Source organism: Pseudomonas parafulva NBRC 16636 = DSM 17004 (assembly GCF_000730645.1).
GTDB lineage: Bacteria > Pseudomonadota > Gammaproteobacteria > Pseudomonadales > Pseudomonadaceae > Aquipseudomonas > Aquipseudomonas parafulva.
On the sequence record NZ_BBIU01000007.1, the window covers coordinates 263,844 to 283,408 of the forward strand.

General features: G+C 63.5%; 14 protein-coding genes and 1 pseudogene. 7 read left to right on the top strand and 8 right to left on the bottom strand.

Annotation, left to right across the window (positions count from 1 at the left end; translation table 11 throughout):
- Position 1: 1 nt before the first annotated feature.
- The 6 genes from PPA02S_RS06870 to PPA02S_RS06895 all read right to left on the bottom strand — a co-directional run bounded on the left by PPA02S_RS06870 (position 2) and on the right by PPA02S_RS06895 (position 9,104).
- Positions 2-3,097, bottom strand: coding sequence for an MdtB/MuxB family multidrug efflux RND transporter permease subunit (locus PPA02S_RS06870; RefSeq protein ID WP_028633822.1), 3,096 nt, complete (start codon positions 3,095-3,097; stop codon positions 2-4).
- Entirely contained in the window at positions 3,094-4,359 is a 1,266-nt protein-coding gene (locus PPA02S_RS06875) for an MdtA/MuxA family multidrug efflux RND transporter periplasmic adaptor subunit (RefSeq protein WP_028633821.1), read from the bottom strand. Before PPA02S_RS06875 ends, PPA02S_RS06870 begins: the two co-directional genes overlap by 4 nt.
- A 221-nt stretch (positions 4,360-4,580) precedes the next feature.
- The gene (tpx, locus tag PPA02S_RS06880; RefSeq protein ID WP_028633820.1) at positions 4,581-5,081 is read right to left on the bottom strand and encodes a thiol peroxidase; all 501 of its coding nucleotides are present in this window, start codon (positions 5,079-5,081) and stop codon (positions 4,581-4,583) included.
- A 164-nt stretch (positions 5,082-5,245) separates the two neighbouring features.
- Positions 5,246-6,526 carry a serine/threonine transporter gene (locus PPA02S_RS06885; protein WP_028633819.1) on the bottom strand — a complete coding sequence of 427 codons (1,281 nt, stop codon included), beginning with the start codon at positions 6,524-6,526 and terminating at the stop codon, positions 5,246-5,248.
- A gap of 209 nt (positions 6,527-6,735) precedes the next feature.
- The gene (locus tag PPA02S_RS06890; protein ID WP_028633818.1) at positions 6,736-7,932 is read right to left on the bottom strand and encodes an amino acid aminotransferase; all 1,197 of its coding nucleotides are present in this window, start codon (positions 7,930-7,932) and stop codon (positions 6,736-6,738) included.
- A gap of 146 nt (positions 7,933-8,078) precedes the next feature.
- Positions 8,079-9,104 carry an Ldh family oxidoreductase gene (locus PPA02S_RS06895; protein WP_028633817.1) on the bottom strand — a complete coding sequence of 342 codons (1,026 nt, stop codon included), beginning with the start codon at positions 9,102-9,104 and terminating at the stop codon, positions 8,079-8,081.
- A gap of 373 nt (positions 9,105-9,477) precedes the next feature.
- Here PPA02S_RS06895 and PPA02S_RS06900 point away from each other — a divergent pair, with 373 nt between their 5' ends.
- The 5 genes from PPA02S_RS06900 (at position 9,478) to PPA02S_RS06920 (ending at position 16,189) form a co-directional block, all read left to right on the top strand.
- Positions 9,478-10,287 carry a gamma-glutamyl-gamma-aminobutyrate hydrolase family protein gene (locus PPA02S_RS06900; protein WP_028633816.1) on the top strand — a complete coding sequence of 270 codons (810 nt, stop codon included), beginning with the start codon at positions 9,478-9,480 and terminating at the stop codon, positions 10,285-10,287.
- A 282-nt stretch (positions 10,288-10,569) separates the two neighbouring features.
- Positions 10,570-11,481, top strand: a complete 912-nt coding sequence (gene kdgD, locus PPA02S_RS06905; protein WP_028633815.1) for a 5-dehydro-4-deoxyglucarate dehydratase — start codon at positions 10,570-10,572, stop codon at positions 11,479-11,481.
- 101 nt (positions 11,482-11,582) lie between these two features.
- A complete protein-coding gene (locus PPA02S_RS06910; RefSeq protein WP_028633814.1) occupies positions 11,583-12,947 on the top strand; it encodes an MFS transporter in 1,365 nt (454 codons plus the stop codon).
- Between the two features lie 78 nt (positions 12,948-13,025).
- Entirely contained in the window at positions 13,026-14,579 is a 1,554-nt protein-coding gene (garD, locus tag PPA02S_RS06915) for a galactarate dehydratase (protein WP_028633813.1), read from the top strand.
- 23 nt (positions 14,580-14,602) lie between these two features.
- The gene (locus PPA02S_RS06920; RefSeq protein ID WP_028633812.1) at positions 14,603-16,189 is read left to right on the top strand and encodes an aldehyde dehydrogenase (NADP(+)); all 1,587 of its coding nucleotides are present in this window, start codon (positions 14,603-14,605) and stop codon (positions 16,187-16,189) included.
- A 58-nt stretch (positions 16,190-16,247) separates the two neighbouring features.
- Here PPA02S_RS06920 and PPA02S_RS06925 read toward each other — a convergent pair whose 3' ends face one another.
- Positions 16,248-16,997, bottom strand: coding sequence for a FadR/GntR family transcriptional regulator (locus tag PPA02S_RS06925; RefSeq protein ID WP_028633811.1), 750 nt, complete (start codon positions 16,995-16,997; stop codon positions 16,248-16,250).
- A gap of 143 nt (positions 16,998-17,140) precedes the next feature.
- Here PPA02S_RS06925 and PPA02S_RS06930 point away from each other — a divergent pair, with 143 nt between their 5' ends.
- Positions 17,141-17,794 carry a DUF998 domain-containing protein gene (locus tag PPA02S_RS06930; RefSeq protein WP_028633810.1) on the top strand — a complete coding sequence of 218 codons (654 nt, stop codon included), beginning with the start codon at positions 17,141-17,143 and terminating at the stop codon, positions 17,792-17,794.
- 40 nt (positions 17,795-17,834) lie between these two features.
- Complete coding sequence (locus PPA02S_RS06935) at positions 17,835-18,164, top strand: hypothetical protein (protein WP_028633809.1); 330 nt, start codon at positions 17,835-17,837, stop codon at positions 18,162-18,164.
- A 111-nt stretch (positions 18,165-18,275) separates the two neighbouring features.
- Here the strand turns inward: PPA02S_RS06935 and PPA02S_RS06940 are convergent.
- Positions 18,276-19,446, bottom strand: a pseudogene (locus PPA02S_RS06940) (YeeE/YedE family protein).
- Between the last annotated feature and the right edge of the window lie 119 nt (positions 19,447-19,565).

Sequence of the window (19,565 nt, forward strand, 5' to 3'; positions counted from 1 at the left end):
CTCATACCGGCTCCTGCACCGGGCGCTGCCTGCCGAAACGGCGTGCCAGGCGGTCGAAGTACAGGTAGATGACTGGCGTGGTGAACAGTGTCAGCACCTGGCTGACCAGCAACCCGCCGACCATCACCAGGCCCAGCGGCTGGCGCAATTCAGCGCCGGAGCCTGTGGCCAGCATCAGCGGCACTGCGCCGAACAGCGCGGCCAGGGTGGTCATCAGAATGGGCCGGAAACGCAGCAGCGCCGCTTGATAGATAGCGTCCCGTGGGGCCATGCCCTGATGCCGCTCCGCCTCCAGGGCGAAGTCGATCATCATGATGGCGTTTTTCTTGACGATCCCGATCAGCAGGATGATGCCGATGATGGCGATCATGCCCAGGTCGTTGCCACTGATCAGCAAGGCCAACAGGGCCCCAACCGCCGCAGAGGGCAAGGTTGAAAGAATGGTCACCGGGTGGATGTAACTCTCGTACAGCACGCCCAGCACGATGTACATGGTCACCACCGCCGCCAGAATCAGCAGCAAGGTGCTGGACAGCGAAGCCTGGAACGCCTGCGCGGCGCCCTGGAAACGGGTTTGCACGCCCAAGGGCATGCCGATGGCCTGTTGCACCTGCTCGATCACCTGCACCGCTTCGCCTAGCGAGGCGCCATGGGCCAGGTTGAACGACAGGGTCACCGCCGGGAACTGGCCAATATGGGAAATGGCCAGCTGTGCCTGGCGTTGCTCGATGCGCGCCAGCGCCGAGAGCCGCACCTGGCCACCCTCGCTGGCCTTCACGTGAATCGACTCCAGGGCCTGCGGGCCGATCACCGCGGCGTCCTCGGCCTGCAACACCACCCGGTACTGGCTGGCCTGGGTGTAGATGGTGGAGATCTGCCGCTGGCCGAAAGCGTCATACAGTGCGTTGGTGATCTGCGACACGCTTACGCCCAGGCGGCTGGCCAGGTCCCGGTCTATGACCAGGTACACCTGCAGGCCTTGGTCCTGCAGGTCGCTGGCCACGTCGGCCAGTTCCGGGCGTTGCTGCAAGGCCTGCACCAGCTTGCCGCTCCACTGGCCCAGCAGGTCGGCATCCGGTGAAGACAGGGTGAACTGGTACTGGGTACGGCTGACCCGGTCCTCGATGCTCAGGTCCTGCACCGGCTGCATGAACAGGCGGATGCCCACCAGCTTGTCGAGCTTGGGCTGCAGGCGGCTGATCACCTCGCTGGCGGTAACGTCACGGTCACCGTGGGGCTTGAGGTTGATCAGCAAGCGGCCGCTGTTGAGGGTGGCGTTGTCGCCGTCCACGCCAATGTAGGACGACAGGCTCTGCACCGCAGGGTCCTGCAGGATAACCCGGCTCAAGGCTTGCTGCCGCTCGCTCATGGCGGCGAACGAGGTGGACTGTGGCGCCTCGGAGATACCCTGGATAACGCCGGTGTCCTGCACCGGGAAGAAGCCCTTGGGCACCACCATATACAGGATCACGGTGAGCGCCAGGCTCGCCACGGCCACCAGCAGGGTCAGCGGCTGGCGCTTGAGCACCCATTGCAGGGCATTGCCGTAGTGCTTGATCAGCCAGTCGATCCAGGCGCCGCTGGCACGGTAGAAGCGCCCCTTCTCCTCGGGCGTGGGCTCGCGCTTGAGCAGCCGTGCGCACATCATCGGGGTGAGGGTTAGCGACACCACCAGGGAAATCAGGATCGCCACTGCCAGGGTGATGGCGAATTCCCGGAACAGGCGGCCCACCACATCGGCCATGAACAGCAGCGGGATGAGCACGGCAATCAGCGAGAAGGTCAGGGAAATGAGGGTGAAGCCGATCTGCCGCGCACCCTTCAGGGCCGCCTGCATCGGCGTTTCGCCTTCTTCGATGTGCCGGGAAATGTTCTCCAGCATGACGATGGCATCATCCACCACAAAGCCGGTGGCGATGGTCAGGGCCATCAGGGTGAGGTTGTTCACCGAGAACCCTGCCAGGTACATGACCCCGAAGGTGCCGACCAGCGACAACGGCACTGCAATCGACGGGATGAGGGTTGCGCTGACCCGGCGCAGAAACAGGAACGTCACCATCACCACCAGGGCGATGGCGATCAGCAGTTCATGCTGCACGTCGCGCACGGCGGCGCGGATCGTCTGGGTGCGGTCGGTGAGCACTGACACGTCCAGGCCGGCAGGCAGGTTGTCGGTGATCGACGGCAGCAGGCCCTTGATGCGGTCCACCACCTCGATCACGTTGGCACCGGGCTGGCGCTGAATGTTCAGCAGCACCGCGTGGTTTTCGTTGGCCCAGGCGGCCAGGCGCTCGTTTTCGGCGCCGTCGACGATTTCGGCGACGTCTTTCAGGCGCAGGGGTGCGCCGTTCTTGTACGTGAGGATAAGGTTGGCGTATTCCGCGGGCGAGCGCAGCTGGTCGTTGGCGTCGAGCATGGACACCCGCGTAGGGCCGTCAAAGTTGCCTTTGGGCTGGTTGACGTTGGAGGCGCCAATGAGGGTGCGCACGTCTTCCAGGTTGAGCCCGTTGGCAGCCAGGGCATCGACGTTGACCTTGATGCGCACGGCCTGGCGCTGGCCACCGGCGATGCTCACCATGCCCACCCCGCTGATCTGCGCCAGCTTTTGCGCGACGCGGGTATCGACCAGGTCGTTCAGCTTGGGCAGCGGCATGGTCTTGCTGGAAATGGCCAGGGTCAGCACCGGGGTGTCGGCGGGGTTGACCTTGTTGTACACCGGCGGTGCCGGCAGGTCGCTCGGCAGCAGGTTGCTGGCCGCGTTGATGGCCGCCTGCACCTGTTGCTCGGCGACGTCCATGTTCATATCGAGGTTGAAGCGCAGGGTAAGCACCGAGGCGCCACCGGAGCTGGTCGACGCCATTTGCTCAAGGCCCGGCATCTGGCCGAACTGCCGTTCCAGCGGTGCGGTGACCGCGCTGGTCATCACCTGTGGGCTGGCGCCAGGGTACAGCGTCATGACCCTGATGGTGGGGTAATCCACTTGCGGCAAGGCAGACACCGGCAGCAGGCGGTAGGCAATCAAACCGGCCAGCACGATGGCCAGCATGCTCAGGGTGGTGGCGACCGGCCGCAGGATGAACAGGCGCGAGAGGTTCATGCGCCCGCCTTGCCTGCCGTGTCAGCGGACTGCGCCGAACCCTTGGTGTCCTGGCCCTGCAGGTGCTGGCCAGGCGTGGCCGGTACCTGGGCGCTGTCGTCGACCACATCCACCTTGGTGCCTTCACGCAGGCGGTCGGTGCCCTCCAGCACCAACCGGTCCCCGGCGGCGAGGCCTTCGAGCACCACGCTGTTCTCCCCGTCGCTGGGGCCCACTTTCAGCTTGCGGATGTTCACGGTGTTCTCGGCGTTGACCACATAGGCAAACGTGCCGTCGGTGCCAAACTGAATGGCCGCAGCAGGCGCCATTACCACTTGCTTGAGTGTGTCGGCCAGCAAGCGCACGTTGACGAACTGGTTGGGGAACAGGGCCATGTCCTTGTTCTGGAAGCGGCCCTTGAACTTCAAGGTGCCAGTGGTGGTGTCGATCTGGTTGTCGATGCTGCCCAGCACACCGGTAGCCTGCAGCTTGCTGTCACTGCGGTCCCAAGCCTCCACGGGCAGGCTGGCGCCGCTGCGGTAGCGCTCCAGCACCGTGCCCAGCTCGGTTTCAGGCAAGGTGAACGCGACGTTGATCGGTTCGGTCTGGGTGATGATGACCAACGCGGTGGAGTCGTTGGCCGCCACGAGGTTGCCGAGGTCGAGCTGGCGCAGGCCGACGCGGCCACTGATGGGCGCGCGAATCTGGGTGAAGTCGAGGTTCAGCCGGGCATCATTGACCTGCGCCTGGTTGGTCTTGACCAAGCCCTGGAACTGCGCCACTTGTGCCTGGGCGGTGTCGAGCGTCTGCTTGGCGATGCTGTCTTCGGCGAACAGGCCCTTGTAGCGGGCCAGGTCAACCTGGGCGTTTTGCAACTGGGCCTGGTTTTGCGCCAGCGTACCTTCGGCTTGCTGCAGGGCGATGCGATAGGGGCGCGGGTCGATCTCGGCCAGCAGGTCGCCTGCCTTGACGTGCTGCCCTTCCTTGAAGTGAATCTTCACCAGCTCCCCGGCCACGCGGCTGCGCACGTTGACCGTATTCGTGGCCGTTACCGTGCCCAACGCTTTGTAGTACAGCGGGAAATCACCCACTTTGACGGGTTCGACACGGACCGGTACCGGGTCGCTGGAAGCACCGAAGCCAGGGCGCCCACCCTGCCGACCGGCGTCTTTACCGGGCGCGCTCGAGGCTGGCCAGAGCCACCAGGCCAGGGCTGCGATCAGCAACACGATCAACAGGCCGACGAGCCAGCGACGGGAGGAGCGGGATTTGGGCGCTTGCATGGGTTGAACGAGCCTTGTTCGGAGTGACGACTTGGAGAGGATGAACGATAAGCACTATCGACGGCTAAGCAAAGGGCCTTTACCAGAGGTTTACCTTTGCCTGACGTTGGCAAGGCCCTGAACTTTAAATGAAAACGGCCCGGAAAGCGTTCCGGGCCGTTACAGGGTGTTGCGTGTGGCGCAGGGTGGCAGCACAAGCGCAGCCACCCTGCCCTGCCCCCTTACTTCAGGGCAGCCAGCGCGGCCTCGTAGTTGGGTTCGTTGCCGATTTCGGCAACCAGCTCGCTGTGCAGCACCTTGTCATTTTCATCCAGCACCACCACAGCGCGGGCGGCCAGGCCGGCCAGCGGGCCGTCAGCAATGGCTACGCCGTACTGCTCGAGGAACTCGCGGCCACGCAAGGTCGACAGGTTCTTCACGTTTTCCAGGCCCTCGGCACCGCAGAAGCGCGCCTGGGCGAATGGCAGGTCGGCGGAGATGCACAGCACAACGGTGTTGTTCAGGTCATTGGCCTGTTGGTTGAACTTGCGCACCGAGGTAGCGCAGGTTGGCGTGTCAACGCTTGGGAAGATGTTCAGCACCTTGCGCTGGCCAGCGTAGTCTTTCAGCGACTTGTCAGCCAGGCCTTCGCCGACCAGGGAGAACGCCGGCGCCTGGGCACCAGTTTGTGGCAGGTTGCCGTTGACTTGGACCGGGTTGCCTTTGAGAGTCACTTGAGCCATGACGAAATCCTTTATGGAGGGTGTGTAAAGGACAGTGAGTTAAGCATGAAGGCAGCCGAGTGCCTATGGGTTGGCTTGAAAATGTTCGATAGCCGCACAAAGGGTACGGGCAAAAAAATGCCCGGGCCGCTTGTAGCAGCCCAGGCACGGTTACAGCGTGCTGGTTAGCCCAGCAGGCCGTACACAACCGAGGTCAGCGCCACCAGGCCGATGACCGTGACAAACACGTTGGACAACGCCCCACTGTACTTGCGCATGGAAGGCACGCGGCGGATGGCGTACATCGGCATCAGGAACAGCAGCACGGCGATCACCGGGCCGCCCCACGACTCGATCATGCCGAGAATGCTCGGGTTGAGCGTGGCAACGATCCAGCACACCACCAGCATCAGTGCGGCCACCACACGGTCCAGCGCCTTGCTGCCCAGGCGCGCACCCGACTTGGCGAAGATGCCTTTCAGGCCTTCGCTGGCGCCGATGTAGTGCCCCAGGAACGACTTGGCGATGGCAATGAAGGCAATCAGTGGTGCCGCGAACGCAATGGTCGGGTTGCTGAAGTGGTTGGCCAGGTACGACAGAATAGACAGGTTCTGGGCCTTGGCTTCAGCCAACTGTGCGCTGTCGAGGGTTAATACGCAGCTGAATACGAAGAACAGCACCATCGCCACCATCAGCAGGTGAGCACGCGCCAGGATCTGACCGCTGCGGGCGTCGGCATGCTCACCGTAACGGCGCTTCTGGTCGACGGCGAAGGCCGAGATGATCGGTGAGTGGTTGAACGAGAACACCATCACCGGGATTGCCAGCCAAACGGTGTGCAAGAACGCCGACCCGCTTGGGACCTGGTGGGCGCTGTCGAGGATGCCGCCCGTCCAGTGCGGCACCAGGTACAGGCCCAGCAGCGCCAGGGCGACGATGAAGGGGTACACCAGCAGGCTCATGATACGGACCGTGGCTTGCTCGCCGCAGCGCACAATGGCCAGCAGGCCGAGGATCAGCACCAGCGAGAGCACGGCGCGGGGCGGTGGCGCCATGTGCAGTTGGTGCTCCATGAAGCTGCTGACGGTGTTGGTCAGGGCAACACTGTAGATGAGCAGAATGGGGAAAATGGCGAAGAAGTACAGCACGGTGATCAAGGCACCGGCCTTGATCCCGAAGTGTTCTTCGACCACCTCGGTGATGTCCCCGCCGTTGCGCCCGGACAGCACGAAACGGGTCAGCCCGCGGTGGGCGTAATAGGTCATCGGGAAGGCCAGTGCGGCCAGCACAAGCAGCGGCCAGAAGCCGCCCAAACCGGCATTGATGGGCAGGAACAGGGTTCCAGCGCCAATGGCTGTGCCGAACAGGCCCAGCATCCAGGTAGTGTCGTGACGCGACCAGTTGCCAAGGGTGGCGGCGGTCGATTCTGCATGGCGTTGCTGAACGCCTTGGGCCTGCTCATTCATTCCGGGTGAAGCTCCACTCGCAAGACTGTAACAGGCTGAGAATGGCGAAATGTCGGCTCCGCCCAACTCAACCGGAAAAGAGGGGCGCGATTGTGCACTGAAAGGTTGCACTTGCGAAGCCTTTTTCGGAGGGGCGGTTGCACTTGTCTGTACAAGCGCAGTAGCGAGCGGCTCTGATCGTGCAGACTTCAGAGCCGCCCGCCGCAACGTTACTTCTGCACGGCAGCAAACGCCTCGGCAACGCGCTGCAGGTTCGCCGGGCGCAGGCCAGACATGCACACGCGGCCGCTGTCGATCAGGTAGACACCGAACTCGTCACGCAGCCTTCGTACCTGCTCGACGCTGAAGCCGGTGTAACTGAACATGCCACGCTGGCGCAGGAAGAACTGGAAGTCCTGGCCGGGCAACAGCACGGCCAAGGCATCCACCAGGGCCTGACGCATGTCGAGGATACGCTTGCGCATGACCTCTACTTCGGCCACCCACTGGGCATTGAGCGCGGTATCACCGAGCACGCCGGCCACCAGTTGGGCGCCGAAGCTGGGCGGGCTGGAATAGTTGCGGCGAACCGTGGCCTTGAGCTGGCCAAGCACGCGCTGGGTGGTGGCCTGGTCTTCGCAGACCACCGACAGCCCGCCTACGCGTTCGCCATACAGCGAGAAGATCTTCGAAAACGAATTGCTGACCAGGCACGGTACACCGGCGCTGGCCATTTCACGGATGGCGTAGGCGTCTTCTACCAGGCCTTCGGCAAAGCCTTGGTAGGCAATGTCGAGAAACGCGATCAGTTGCCGCGCCTTGACCGCTTCAACCACCTGCTGCCATTGGCGCTGATCGAGGTCAGCACCGGTCGGGTTGTGGCAGCACGGGTGCAGCAGGACGATGCTGTGGGCCGGCAGGCCCTGAAGGGTGGCCAGCATGCCGTCGAAATCGACGCCGCGGGTGTTCTGGTCGAAGTACGGGTAGCTGTTCACCTTGAAACCCGCACCCTCGAAGATGGCGCGGTGGTTATCCCAGGTAGGGTTGCTGACCCACACTTCGGCCTCGGGGAAATAGCGCTTGAGGAAGTCGGCGCCAACCTTCAGTGCGCCGGAGCCCCCGACGGTCTGCACGGTAGCCACGCGCCCGCCCGTGACCGCCGGGTGGTCGGCACCGAACAGCAGTGCCTGGATCGCCTGGCGATAACTGGCCAGGCCTTCCATCGGCAGGTAAAGCGATGCTTCATGGTCCTGCCCGGCCAGGCGCTTTTCGACGGTATCCACGGCAGCCAGCTGCGGCACCACGCCGGCCTCGTCGTAATAAAGGCCAATGCTCAGGTTGACCTTGTCGGCGCGGGGGTCGGCCTTGAAGGTTTCCATCAACGAGAGAATCGGGTCGCCGGCGTAGGCATCGACATGTTTGAACACAGCGTGCAGCTCCTTGGATCAGGACAGTTCGAAAAGGCAGGCCTGAGCATACCCGGAGTGCGTGCTCAGGAACATCCACTATCGTGCACGGTTGTGTGTGCACCCCTGCATGTTTTCGCTGCGCTTTCGCTCGCGAGGAGGTCGGGTCAGCCAAGCAGGGTTTTCAGCCCCTGCAACTCCTGCTTGGTCATGGCCACCCCTTCCCGCTCGGCCACTTCGCGCTCACGGTAGCGCCGCTCGCCCGGCATGCGCGTCAAGCCCGCCGCCTGCATCTGCTCCACCAGCACCCGGCTGCGCTCGGCAAACGGTCGGCCTGCGCCCAGGCCTGGGTTGATGACGATAATCAACTGGCCAGTCCAAGGGGTCTTGGCGCCCGGATGCCCTGCCCAGTCGAATTCCCACGAAAAATGCCCACCGGTCAGGCCCGCAGCGAGCAACTCCACCATCATCGACAGGGCCGAGCCCTTGTGCTCGCCAAAGGGCAGCAAGGCGCCCCCGTTCAGTACTGCCTCGGCATCGGCTGTAGGGGCGCCCTGGCTGTCTACGCCGATCCCCGAGGCCAACGGCTGCCTTGCGGCGGCGGCAAGCTGGATATCACCATGGGCCATGGCGCTGGTGGCCATGTCGAAGACGATGGGCGGATGCCCCGCGCAGGGCGCGGCGAACGCGATGGGGTTGGTGCCGAACAGCGGCTTGCGCCCACCATGGGGCACCACGCAGGTCATGCTGTTGACCACGCTCAGGGCGATCAGGCCCTGTTCGGCGAACGGCTCTACATCAGGCCACAGCGCTGCAAAATGGTGGGAGTTGTGGATGGCAAGCACGGCGATACCGGCCGTCTGCGCTTTTTTCACCAGCAGTTCCCGCGCAGCGGCAAGCGCCGGTTGCGCGAAGCCGCCCCCGGCATCGACGCTGACGTACCCAGCTGCCAGGTCGCTGACCTGAGGCGTGGCGCGGCCGTTCACCCAGCCGCTGGCCAGGGTCGATACGTACCCGGGCATGCGGAAGATGCCATGGCTATGGGCGCCATCACGCTGGGCGCTGGCGCAGTTGCTGGCCAGTACCTGCGCCACCGCCTGGCTGCACCCGTGGCGTTCGAAAATGCCCTGCAGCAGTGCCTGCAGCTCGGTAAACGGAATGCGCGCAACGGCGCCGCCTGAGGGTGCGGACATCAGAACCTCCTGGTAGGTATTGTCAGGCCATGCTGGCGCGGCGCAGCGCGTGGGTCAATGCACCGGCATGGCTTCTTTGCACGGCTGCAATGAGCCGACTGCATCGTTAAATATTATTGACCACCATAGCTGGCAAACCCTCACAGGCACAGGGTTACGATCGTTTTCACACCGCTTGGACCCGTGATTACGGGCGGCACGCGCCTTAACGGTCGTTTGACATATTGAACGGCTCTGGCACTCTAGCCACAGGCCCCGACCGGCATCGTCGCCCATGACGAGCCGGCAGTGCTCGGGGCCACAGGCTGCACCCAGGGCCCCGCGCCGTGCGCCTGCACAACAACGACAGGTTCAGCCTGTCCCAAGGTGACATATGTCCAACAGCAACATTGGCAACAAGCAACCCTCCCTGCGCAAGCCCGTCGTCCTGATGACCATGGGTACCCAAGAGCGCAAAGGCCATGACTATCAGGTCATGACCCATAAATACATCACCCCGCTGGTCGAGTTCGCAGGCTGCGTCCCCGTGCTGGTACCTACCTGCTGCGGTACCGATGCCCTGGACACCTACCTGGACATGGCCGACGGCGTCTATCTGACTGGCGCGGGCAGCAACATCGACCCGGCGCTATATGGCCAGCAGAACGAAACACCGGGCAAAGGCCAGGACCCGAACCGTGACCTGTTCGATATCCCCCTGGTCAAAGCCGCCATCAAGCGCGGGCTGCCCATCTTCGGCATCTGCCGTGGCATGCAGGAAATCAACGTCGCCCTGGGTGGGGACATCTACCAGAAGGTGTACGCCGAACCCGGTTTCAACGATCACCGGGAAAACCCGGAAGACCCGGTTGAAGTGCAATACGCCCAGGTACACGGGGTGAAGATTCAGCCAGGCAGCTGGCTGCAGCACACCTTGGGCACCGATGAAATTCGCGTGAACTCTCTGCACGGCCAGGGCCTGCGCAATTTGGGTGAGGGTATAGAAGCCATTGCCCAGGCTGAAGACGGCCTGGTGGAGGCCATCCATGCACCGAGCCTGTCGCCCTTCCTGTTCGCCGTGCAATGGCACCCGGAATGGCAGGCGGCGAAAAACCCTGATTCGATCAAGATCTTCCAGGCGTTCGGTGATGCATGCCGCGCCCAGGTACGCAAAGCACAAGGCAAGCGTCAGCAGGCTGCCTGAGTACTTGCATCCTGCTCGGACATGACCAAGGGGCGGCGCAATGCCGTCCCTTTCATTTGATTCTCTTCCCCGCCGATAGACATACGATCACCTGACCACAGGTGAAGCCGCGTGATCCAGTTACTCCCATCCATCCCGCGCAGATTCACCGAGCGTTCTAAAAGACGCGCGCTCCCCGCCTCAGAAAATCTAAACGAAGGACTGGTCATCGTTTAGGTTGTACGATAACTTACCTCTCACAAACAGCACCCCTTTCACCCAAGCGTCTGGATGCCAATAACAATGAACCCACAAGAACTGAAATCCATCCTCTCCCACGGCTTGCTCTCCTTCCCCGTCACCGACTTCAACGCCAATGGCGACTTCAACCAGGCCGGCTATGTCAAGCGCCTGGAATGGCTGGCCCCGTATGGCGCCAGCGCGCTGTTCGCCGCGGGTGGTACTGGGGAATTCTTCTCCCTGGCGGCCAGTGAATACAGCCAGGTCATCAAAACTGCCGTGGACACCTGCGCCACGTCCGTACCTATTCTGGCTGGCGTGGGTGGTGCCACCCGCCAGGCCATCGAATACGCACAGGAAGCCGAGCGCCTGGGGGCCAAGGGCCTGCTGCTGCTGCCGCATTACCTCACCGAGGCCAGCCAGGATGGGGTAGCCGCCCATGTTGAAGCCGTGTGCAAATCGGTCAATATCGGCGTGGTGGTCTATAACCGCAACGTCTGCCGCCTCAATGCCACACTGCTCGAGCAACTGGCCGAGCGTTGCCCCAACCTGATCGGTTACAAGGACGGCCTGGGTGATATCGAGTTGATGGTGTCGATTCGCCGTCGCCTGGGTGAGCGTTTCAGCTACCTCGGCGGCCTGCCTACCGCCGAAGTGTACGCCGCAGCCTACAAGGCGCTGGGCGTACCGGTGTATTCATCGGCGGTGTTCAACTTCATCCCCAGAACCGCGATGGACTTCTACCACGCCATCGCCCGCGAAGATCACGCCACCGTCGCCAGGCTGATCGACGACTTCTTCCTGCCTTACCTCGACATCCGCAACCGCAAGGCCGGCTATGCCGTGAGCATCGTCAAGGCAGGCGCCCGTATTGCCGGTTACGACGCAGGCCCGGTGCGTACACCGCTGACCGACCTGAGCGCCGACGAGTATGAAATGCTGGCAGCCTTGATGGACAAGATGGGGCCACAGTAACCCCGTTAGCGGCCTGCCAGCGCCGCACCAGGAGCGAGCACGCCCCGCTCCGGCTACATCTCAATACCCCGCACAACAATAACTAGTGGGAGTACAACCGCATGCAAGCGACGAAGAAGACGCATGTGCGCTACCTGATCCTGTTCATGCTGTTTCTGGTGACCACGATCAATTACGCAGACCGCGCCACCATTGCCATCGCAGGCTCCAGCCTGCAGAAAGACCTCGGCATCGACGCCGTTACCCTGGGTTATATTTTCTCCGCATTCGGCTGGGCCTACGTGGCCGGGCAGATCCCGGGGGGATGGCTGCTGGACCGCTTCGGCTCGAAGAACGTCTATGCCTTCAGTATCTTCACCTGGTCACTGTTCACCCTGCTGCAGGGGTTTGTCGGCGGCTTGCCGGTGGCCTGGGCCGTGGTCACCCTGTTCACCCTGCGCTTTCTGGTGGGCTTTGCCGAAGCGCCGTCGTTTCCGGGCAATGCGCGGATCGTCGCGGCCTGGTTCCCGACCCAGGAACGAGGCACCGCCTCGGCGATCTTCAACTCGGCGCAGTATTTTGCCACTGCACTGTTCGCGCCATTGATGGGCTGGATCGTATTCAGTTTCGGCTGGGAGCACGTGTTCGTGGTCATGGGCGCCCTGGGCATCGTGTTTTCCATGGTGTGGCTCAAGACCATCTACAACCCGCGCCAGCACCCGCGTATCAGCCCTGCCGAACTGGAGCACATCGAGCAGAACGGCGGCCTGGTGGACATGGACCAGAAGCGTGGCAATGACGGCCCTAAATGGGGTTACGTAAAGCAACTGCTCACCAGCCGCATGCTGCTGGGTGTGTACCTGGGCCAGTACTGCATCAACGCCATCACTTACTTCTTCCTGACCTGGTTCCCGGTGTACCTGGTGCAGGAGCGCGGCATGACCATTCTGAAGGCGGGCTTCATCGCGTCGTTGCCGGCCATCTGCGGGTTCATTGGCGGGGTACTGGGCGGGGTAATCTCGGACTGGCTGCTGCGCCGCGGCAACTCGCTCACCTTCTCACGCAAACTGCCCATTGTCTGTGGCCTGCTGCTGTCGACCACCATGGTGTTCTGCAATTACGTTGACGCCGAATGGATGGTGGTGGGCTTCATGACCCTCGCCTTCTTCGGCAAAGGCATTGGCGCACTGGGCTGGGCGGTGGTGGCGGATACCTCGCCCAAGCAGATCGCCGGGCTGTCCGGCGGGCTGTTCAACACCTTTGGCAACATCGCTTCGATCACCACCCCCATCGTTATCGGCTACATCATCAGCGCCACCGGCTCGTTCAAGTGGGCACTGGTGTACGTAGGGGCCAATGCACTGGTGGCGGTATTCAGCTACCTGGTGATCGTCGGCCCCATCAAGCGCATCGAGCTGCGCGAAGATCCACCCAAGCCACGCCCAGAGCCTGCGGCCAATCCGCAACTGGCCAGCCCGCCGCACTGAGTGAACACGCCCGGGCCGGCCAATGCCGGCGCGGGCGGATGTACAAAAGCCTGAGAACCTGAACAGTAGGGCCCGAACATGCAGCTGATCGAACACTCCGAATCGCCCCGCTACGTACGCCTGCACGACGACGACAATGTCGTGGTGGTGGTCAACGACGGTGGCCTGGGCGAAGGCGCACGCTTTGCCGATGGCCTGACCCTGGTCGAAGCCGTGCCGCAGAGCCACAAAGTGGCCACCGTGCCGATTGCCCGGGGCGAAGCGGTGCGGCGCTATGGCCAGGTCATTGGCTATGCCCTGGAGGACCTGCGCCAGGGTAGCTGGGTGCAGGAAAGCCAGCTGGCCATGCCGGCCGCGCCCGAGCTGGCCAGCCTGCCCCGCTGCGACGCCGTACCCCAGCCGCAGCCGCCCCTGGAAGGCTATACCTTCGAAGGCTACCGCAACGCCGACGGCACGGTCGGTACCCGTAACATCCTCGGCATCACCACCACCGTGCAGTGCGTCACCGGGGTGCTGGAGCATGCGGTGAAGCGTATCCGCGACGAGTTGCTGCCCCGCTACCCCAACGTGGACGACGTGGTCGCCCTCACCCACAGCTACGGCTGCGGCGTGGCGATCAATGCCCGCGATGCCTACATCCCTATCCGCACGGTGCGCAACCTTGCGCGCAACCCCAACCTGGGTGGCGAAGCGCTGGTCATCAGCCTGGGGTGTGAAAAGCTCCAGGCCGGGCAGGTGATGCACGACAACGACCCTTCCGTCGACCTGAGCGAGCCCTGGCTGTACCGCCTGCAGGACGCAAGCCTGGGCTTTACCGAAATGATCGAGCAGATCATGGCGCTGGCCGAAACCCGCCTGAAAAAACTCGACCAACGCCGGCGCCAGGCTGTACCGGCCAGTGAGTTGATTCTGGGCATGCAGTGCGGTGGCAGTGATGCATTCTCGGGCATCACCGCCAACCCGGCGCTAGGCTACGCGGCAGACCTGCTGGTGCGGGCCGGCGCTACCGTGCTGTTTTCGGAGGTGACCGAAGTACGTGACGCGATCTACATGCTGACTTCCCGGGCCCAAGACCCTGAGGTTGCCGATGCCCTGGTGCGCGAAATGGACTGGTACGACCGCTACCTGCAACAAGGGGCAGCCGACCGCAGCGCCAACACCACACCGGGCAACAAGAAGGGTGGCTTGTCGAATATCGTCGAGAAAGCACTCGGCTCGATCGTCAAGTCTGGCAGCGGCGCGATCCAGGGGGTACTCGGCCCCGGTGAGCGCGTCAATGGCAAGGGCCTGATCTTCTGCGCCACCCCAGCCAGCGACTTTGTTTGCGGCACCCTGCAACTGGCTGCCGGCATGAACCTGCATGTGTTCACCACAGGCCGCGGCACGCCCTATGGCCTGGCCATGGCGCCGGTGGTGAAGGTGTGCACCCGCACCGAGCTGGCGCAGCGCTGGCCGGACCTGATCGACATCGACGCCGGGCGCATCGCCACGGGGCGCAGCAGCATCGAAGCGCTGGGCTGGGAGCTGTTCCACTACTACCTGGACGTCGCCAGCGGGCGCAAGCGCACCTGGGCTGAACAGCACCGCCTGCACAACGACATCACCCTGTTCAACCCCGCACCCATTACCTGACCCTTCCCCTCTAGGAGTTCCAGATGCCGGACATTCTTGGCCACAACTTCATCGCCGGGCAGCGCAGCGCCGCCGGCCTACAGCGCCTGCAGAGCCTGGACGCCACAACGGGCGAGCCCCTGCCCTACAGCTTTGCCCAAGCCACGGACGCCGAGGTGGACCAGGCGGCCAAGGCCGCACAGGCCGCATTCGTAACGTTCCGCCAGCTGGCGCCTGCCCGCCGCGCCGAATTTCTCGACGCCATCGCCGCAGAGCTGGACGCGCTGGATGACGCCTTCGTCACCATCGTGTGCCGTGAAACGGCGTTACCACCTGCCCGCATCCAGGGCGAACGGAGCCGCACCAGCGGGCAGATGCGCCTGTTTGCCCAGGTGCTGCGCCGGGGCGACTTTCTCGGCGCGCGTATCGACCTGGCCCTGCCAGATCGCCAGCCACTGCCGCGCGTGGACCTGCGGCAGATGCGCATCGGCGTAGGCCCTGTAGCCGTGTTCGGCGCCAGCAACTTCCCGCTGGCATTCTCTACCGCAGGGGGTGACACGGCCGCTGCGCTCGCGGCAGGCTGCCCCGTGGTGTTCAAGGCGCACAGCGGCCATATGGCCACTGCCGACCTGGTCGGCTGCGCCATTGAGCGCGCGGCGGCCCGCACCGGTATGCCCAAGGGCGTGTTCAACATGGTGTTCGGGGCTGGCGTGGGTGAACCGCTGGTCAAGCACCCCGCCATTCAGGCGGTGGGCTTCACCGGCTCGCTCAAGGGTGGCGATGCCCTGTGCCGAATGGCCGCCGAACGCCCGCAACCGATCCCGGTGTTTGCCGAGATGTCCAGCATCAACCCGGTGATCATCCTGCCAGGTGCGCTGGCCAAGCGTGGCGAAGCCATTGCGCGCGAGCTGGCCGGGTCGGTGTGCATGGGGGCTGGGCAGTTCTGTACCAACCCGGGGTTGGTGATAGGCCTGCAATCGCCTGCCTACAGCCAGCTGCTTGCGGACCTTGGCGGCCACCTTCAGCAACAGGCTGGCCAGACCATGCTCAATGCCGGGGGCTTGCGCAGTTACGTCAGTGGCCTGGAACACCTTCACGCCCATGCCGGTATCGAACACCTGGCCGGCCAGCCGCAGGCGGGCAACCAGGCGCGGGCGCAGTTGTTCAAGGCCGAAGCCGGCCTGCTGGTGGAGGCGGACCCGCTGCTGCAGGAAGAAGTGTTCGGCCCGACGACGGTGGCGGTAGAGGCGCGTGACAATGAGCAGTTGCGCAGTGCCCTGCACGGCCTGCGGGGTCAGTTGACCGCGACGTTGATCGGCGAGCCAGAGGATTTTGCCGCGTTTGCCTGGCTGGTGCCGCTACTTGAGGAAAAGGTCGGGCGCATTCTGGTCAACGGCTACCCCACCGGCGTCGAAGTCTGCGACGCCATGGTGCACGGTGGGCCATACCCGGCCACCTCGGATGCCCGGGGTACGTCCGTGGGGACCTTGGCAATCGACCGGTTCCTGCGGCCTGTATGTTACCAGAACTACCCGCAGGCGCTGCTGCCCGAGGCGCTGCGTGACGACAACCCACTGGGGTTGCGTCGGCTGGTGAATGGGGAGTGGTGTGAGGGAGGCCTTGAGCAATAACTGAGGCCGTTGGGGGCGGGTGAAATTGCGCCGCCCGGTAGATCGAGCGCCGCCCCCTTTACCCCTCGTTCCCCTGCACCCGTTCATGCACCTGGCGCAGCCGCTCGCGGCTGTTGCTCAGGTGCATGCGCATGGCCATCTTCGCCCCCTCGCTGTCCTGCCGCGCAATCGCCTCAAAGATCGCCTCGTGCTCATGCATCAACCGGCTCATGTAATGGGGCTGGTCATCGTGGGCCAGGCGCGCGGAGTTCAGGCGCGTGCGCGGGATGATGCTGGTGCCCAGGTGATGGATGATGTCGGCAAAATAGTGGTTGCCGCTGGCCTGGGCGATGCGCAGGTGGAACTGGAAGTCCGCTGACACCGCATCCAGGGCATGGGCCGCGCCCTCATTCAGCTCGTCCAGCGCCGCACGCATGCCGGCCAGTTGCTCGTCACTACGCCGCTGCGCTGCCAGGCTGGCCGACTCCACTTCCAGGGCAATACGCAACTCCAGCACTGCCAGCACCTCGCGCAGTGTGACCACCGTGGCCGGGTCGATACGCAAGCCCGCGGCAGGCGAGGCGTCCAGCACGAAGGTGCCGATACCATGACGGGTCTCGACCTGGCCGGCAGCCTGCAGGCGCGAGATAGCTTCACGCACGACGGTGCGGCTTACGCCCTCCTCGGCCATGATCTGCGACTCGGTCGGTAACTTATCCCCGCGCTTCAGCTGGCCACTGCGGATGCGCTCGGTCAATACCGTGACCAGTTCCTGCGCCAGGCTACGCGGCTTGCGCCGGGCCCGTGCCTGTGGCTGTTGCTCTGACATGCCCTGTACTTCACCTTGAATGACAGCCGCCATGATAGCGCAGGCAGTTGTACGATCACATACGCCTGACACGCTATCGGCGCTGGCACTGTACCTGCGCATTTTGCTAGGGTCCCAGGTTTCCACGGACGGAAGTGTACTGCATGAAACTGCTCGATCGATCACTGCTCACCTGCGGCCTGCTCATCCCGTTTTGGCTGGCCATCGGCGTATGGCTGACCGCCAAGGGGTACCCCGGGTACAGCCACCTGCAAATGGCCATGAGCCAGCTGGGCGCAACCGGGGCGCCCACCCAGCAGTGGTCACCTCTGCTTAACAACTTCCCATTGGGCCTACTGTTCATGTTGTTCGCCTGGGGCCTGGCGCGACGCTGGCAGTATTCGAAACTGGCGCTGCTGAGCGCCGCATTGGTATTGCTGCACGGCCTGGGCAGTTTCGGCACGGGGGTATTCCCCTGCGACCAAGGCTGCACACCAGCACAGCCGTCCACCGCGCAACAACTGCATAACCTCTCCGGGCTGATGATGTTCGTCAGCCTGACGCTGGCTAGCGCGCTCTGGGCCTGGCTAGGCATGCGCTTGGCAGGCTTGCGCACCCTCGCCTGGTTCTCACTGGCGTGCACCGTGCTGGCAGTTTTCACTGTGGTTTTGATGGGCCAGGCCGCTCAGCAGGGTGAGCTGTTCGGGCTCTATCAGCGGCTCAACTATGGTGTGGCGGTGCTCTGGGTGGCGGGCCTAGCTATCGCCAGCCTGAACGCAACTGAGGGCAAAGTGCTGGCCCCTGTACGAATTATCTGAAGGCAAACTTCTTTTCTCTTCAGATGCTTAGGACAGCAACATGCGAGTATTTCTAGCAATGGCGGCAGGGTGCCTGTTGGCCTCAGCTACCATGGGCGCGCAGGCTCGGCCGTTGACCCAGAATGATCGCCACACTTGCAAATGGGGTGCGCAGATTGCAGCCGAGGCGCAGAAGGCGAAGCTTTCAGGGGTAACGCTGTATGCCTCGCGCAAAAAGCTGCAGGTGCGTAGGTTTGCCAAGCCCTGGATGCGCATGACCGCCTTCGGGATTACGGAGCAGACGTTCAACAGCCGCTCCAGGCTCAAGCCTGCGGCCATCGGGCAAACCTACTATGAGCAGTGCGTGCAGCATGCTGCTGCCAGAAAATAACTTCCTAATCATAGGGTTATGGCTAGAAGTTAATGCCGATTATCATTTTAGGAATCAGCGTTGAGCGCTGTCTTGGGGCGCCCATCGGTCGCCCCGCGCATTGATAATCTTTCAGCAGCCGGTCAGCGTTACCGGGCGGCGTTCCCCGGCGAAAAAAATCGGGCGAAGGCGCACGCCAATCACGTTCCCCAGGTAAGCGGCGACCAGCCAGAGCCAGCCGTGCAGGCTACCCGAGGCAATGCCGCTGAAGTAGGCGCCGATGTTGCAGCCATAGGCCAGCCGCGAACCGTAGCCGAGCAACAGCCCGCCGATCACTGCTGCTACCAGTGAAGGCAATGGGATTTTCAGGCTAGGTGCGAACCGCCCCGCCAGCCCTGCTGCCAGCAGTGCCCCCAGCACGATGCCCAGGTCCATGACCGTGGTGATGTCCTGCCACAGTGGGGAGGCCAGGGCCTTGGCGTTGGCAGGCGCTTGCCAGAACACCCAGGTACCCACCTGCACGCCTGCCGCGTCCAGTACCTTGGCCCCCCACAGGGCGAAGGCAGATGTAATACCCCAGGGCCGGCCTGCAAGCGCCAGCGTGGCATAGTTGAGCAGCGCCAGGGCAATGGCCCCCCACAGCAAAGGCCACGGGCCTCGCAGGAACCGCCGCAAGCCTTCATGCTCGCTGGGCACGGGCTTTTCAAGCGCACCGTGCCGGCGTTTTTCCAGCACCACCGTGGCCCATGCAATCAGCGCAAACACGGCCACGCTCACCACCAGGGCGGGCACGAGCCCCCAGGCCTGCACGATCGACGTGGCCGGGAACGATGGCAGGGCGAACCACCAATCCGCGTGGTGGGTAGCCGTCACCGAACCGATGATGAAGAACAGCAGCGTGACCAGCATGCGCGCGTTGCCACCCCCTACGGTGAACAGTGTGCCCGAGGCACATCCGCCGCCGAGCTGCATGCCGATACCGAAGATGAACGCCCCGAACACGACCGAAACGCCCGCAGGCGCTACCAGCCCATTGACAGGGTTGCCAAACAGGGTGCCCGCCGACAGCGCCGGGAAGAACAGCACCACGGCGTTCATTGATGAACACCCGCCACGCTGAGGTAAAGCCAAAGGCGGCGTGGTACAAGGTCAGGCCCAAGGCAGCGCCAACCAGCAGCAACAGTACCTGCTTGAACCCTGCGTTCAAATCAAGGAACCAGGCGCCGGCTACCAGCAGCCCGAGCGCAACAAGGGGTGCGCCCAGGCGGCGCGGTTCAGGTGAAGCGGTTGCAGAAAGACCCATCGAAATACTCGGATAACAGTCAAACGGCCGGTGAGTATACCTTCAAGCGGCCGACAGGTCGCGGCCGCAGTGGCGTAGCGCTACCCCCGCAACCCGTATTTGTTAAGCTGATGGGCGCC

Coding starts and splice junctions, on each gene's coding strand:
- PPA02S_RS06870 (WP_028633822.1), bottom strand. CDS start 3,097: ATGAACCTCTCGCGCCTGTTCATCCTGCGGCCGGTCGCCACCACCCTG.
- PPA02S_RS06875 (WP_028633821.1), bottom strand. CDS start 4,359: ATGCAAGCGCCCAAATCCCGCTCCTCCCGTCGCTGGCTCGTCGGCCTG.
- tpx (WP_028633820.1), bottom strand. CDS start 5,081: ATGGCTCAAGTGACTCTCAAAGGCAACCCGGTCCAAGTCAACGGCAAC.
- PPA02S_RS06885 (WP_028633819.1), bottom strand. CDS start 6,526: ATGAATGAGCAGGCCCAAGGCGTTCAGCAACGCCATGCAGAATCGACC.
- PPA02S_RS06895 (WP_028633817.1), bottom strand. CDS start 9,104: ATGTCCGCACCCTCAGGCGGCGCCGTTGCGCGCATTCCGTTTACCGAG.
- PPA02S_RS06900 (WP_028633816.1), top strand. CDS start 9,478: ATGTCCAACAGCAACATTGGCAACAAGCAACCCTCCCTGCGCAAGCCC.
- kdgD (WP_028633815.1), top strand. CDS start 10,570: ATGAACCCACAAGAACTGAAATCCATCCTCTCCCACGGCTTGCTCTCC.
- PPA02S_RS06910 (WP_028633814.1), top strand. CDS start 11,583: ATGCAAGCGACGAAGAAGACGCATGTGCGCTACCTGATCCTGTTCATG.
- garD (WP_028633813.1), top strand. CDS start 13,026: ATGCAGCTGATCGAACACTCCGAATCGCCCCGCTACGTACGCCTGCAC.
- PPA02S_RS06920 (WP_028633812.1), top strand. CDS start 14,603: ATGCCGGACATTCTTGGCCACAACTTCATCGCCGGGCAGCGCAGCGCC.
- PPA02S_RS06925 (WP_028633811.1), bottom strand. CDS start 16,997: ATGTCAGAGCAACAGCCACAGGCACGGGCCCGGCGCAAGCCGCGTAGC.
- PPA02S_RS06930 (WP_028633810.1), top strand. CDS start 17,141: ATGAAACTGCTCGATCGATCACTGCTCACCTGCGGCCTGCTCATCCCG.
- PPA02S_RS06935 (WP_028633809.1), top strand. CDS start 17,835: ATGCGAGTATTTCTAGCAATGGCGGCAGGGTGCCTGTTGGCCTCAGCT.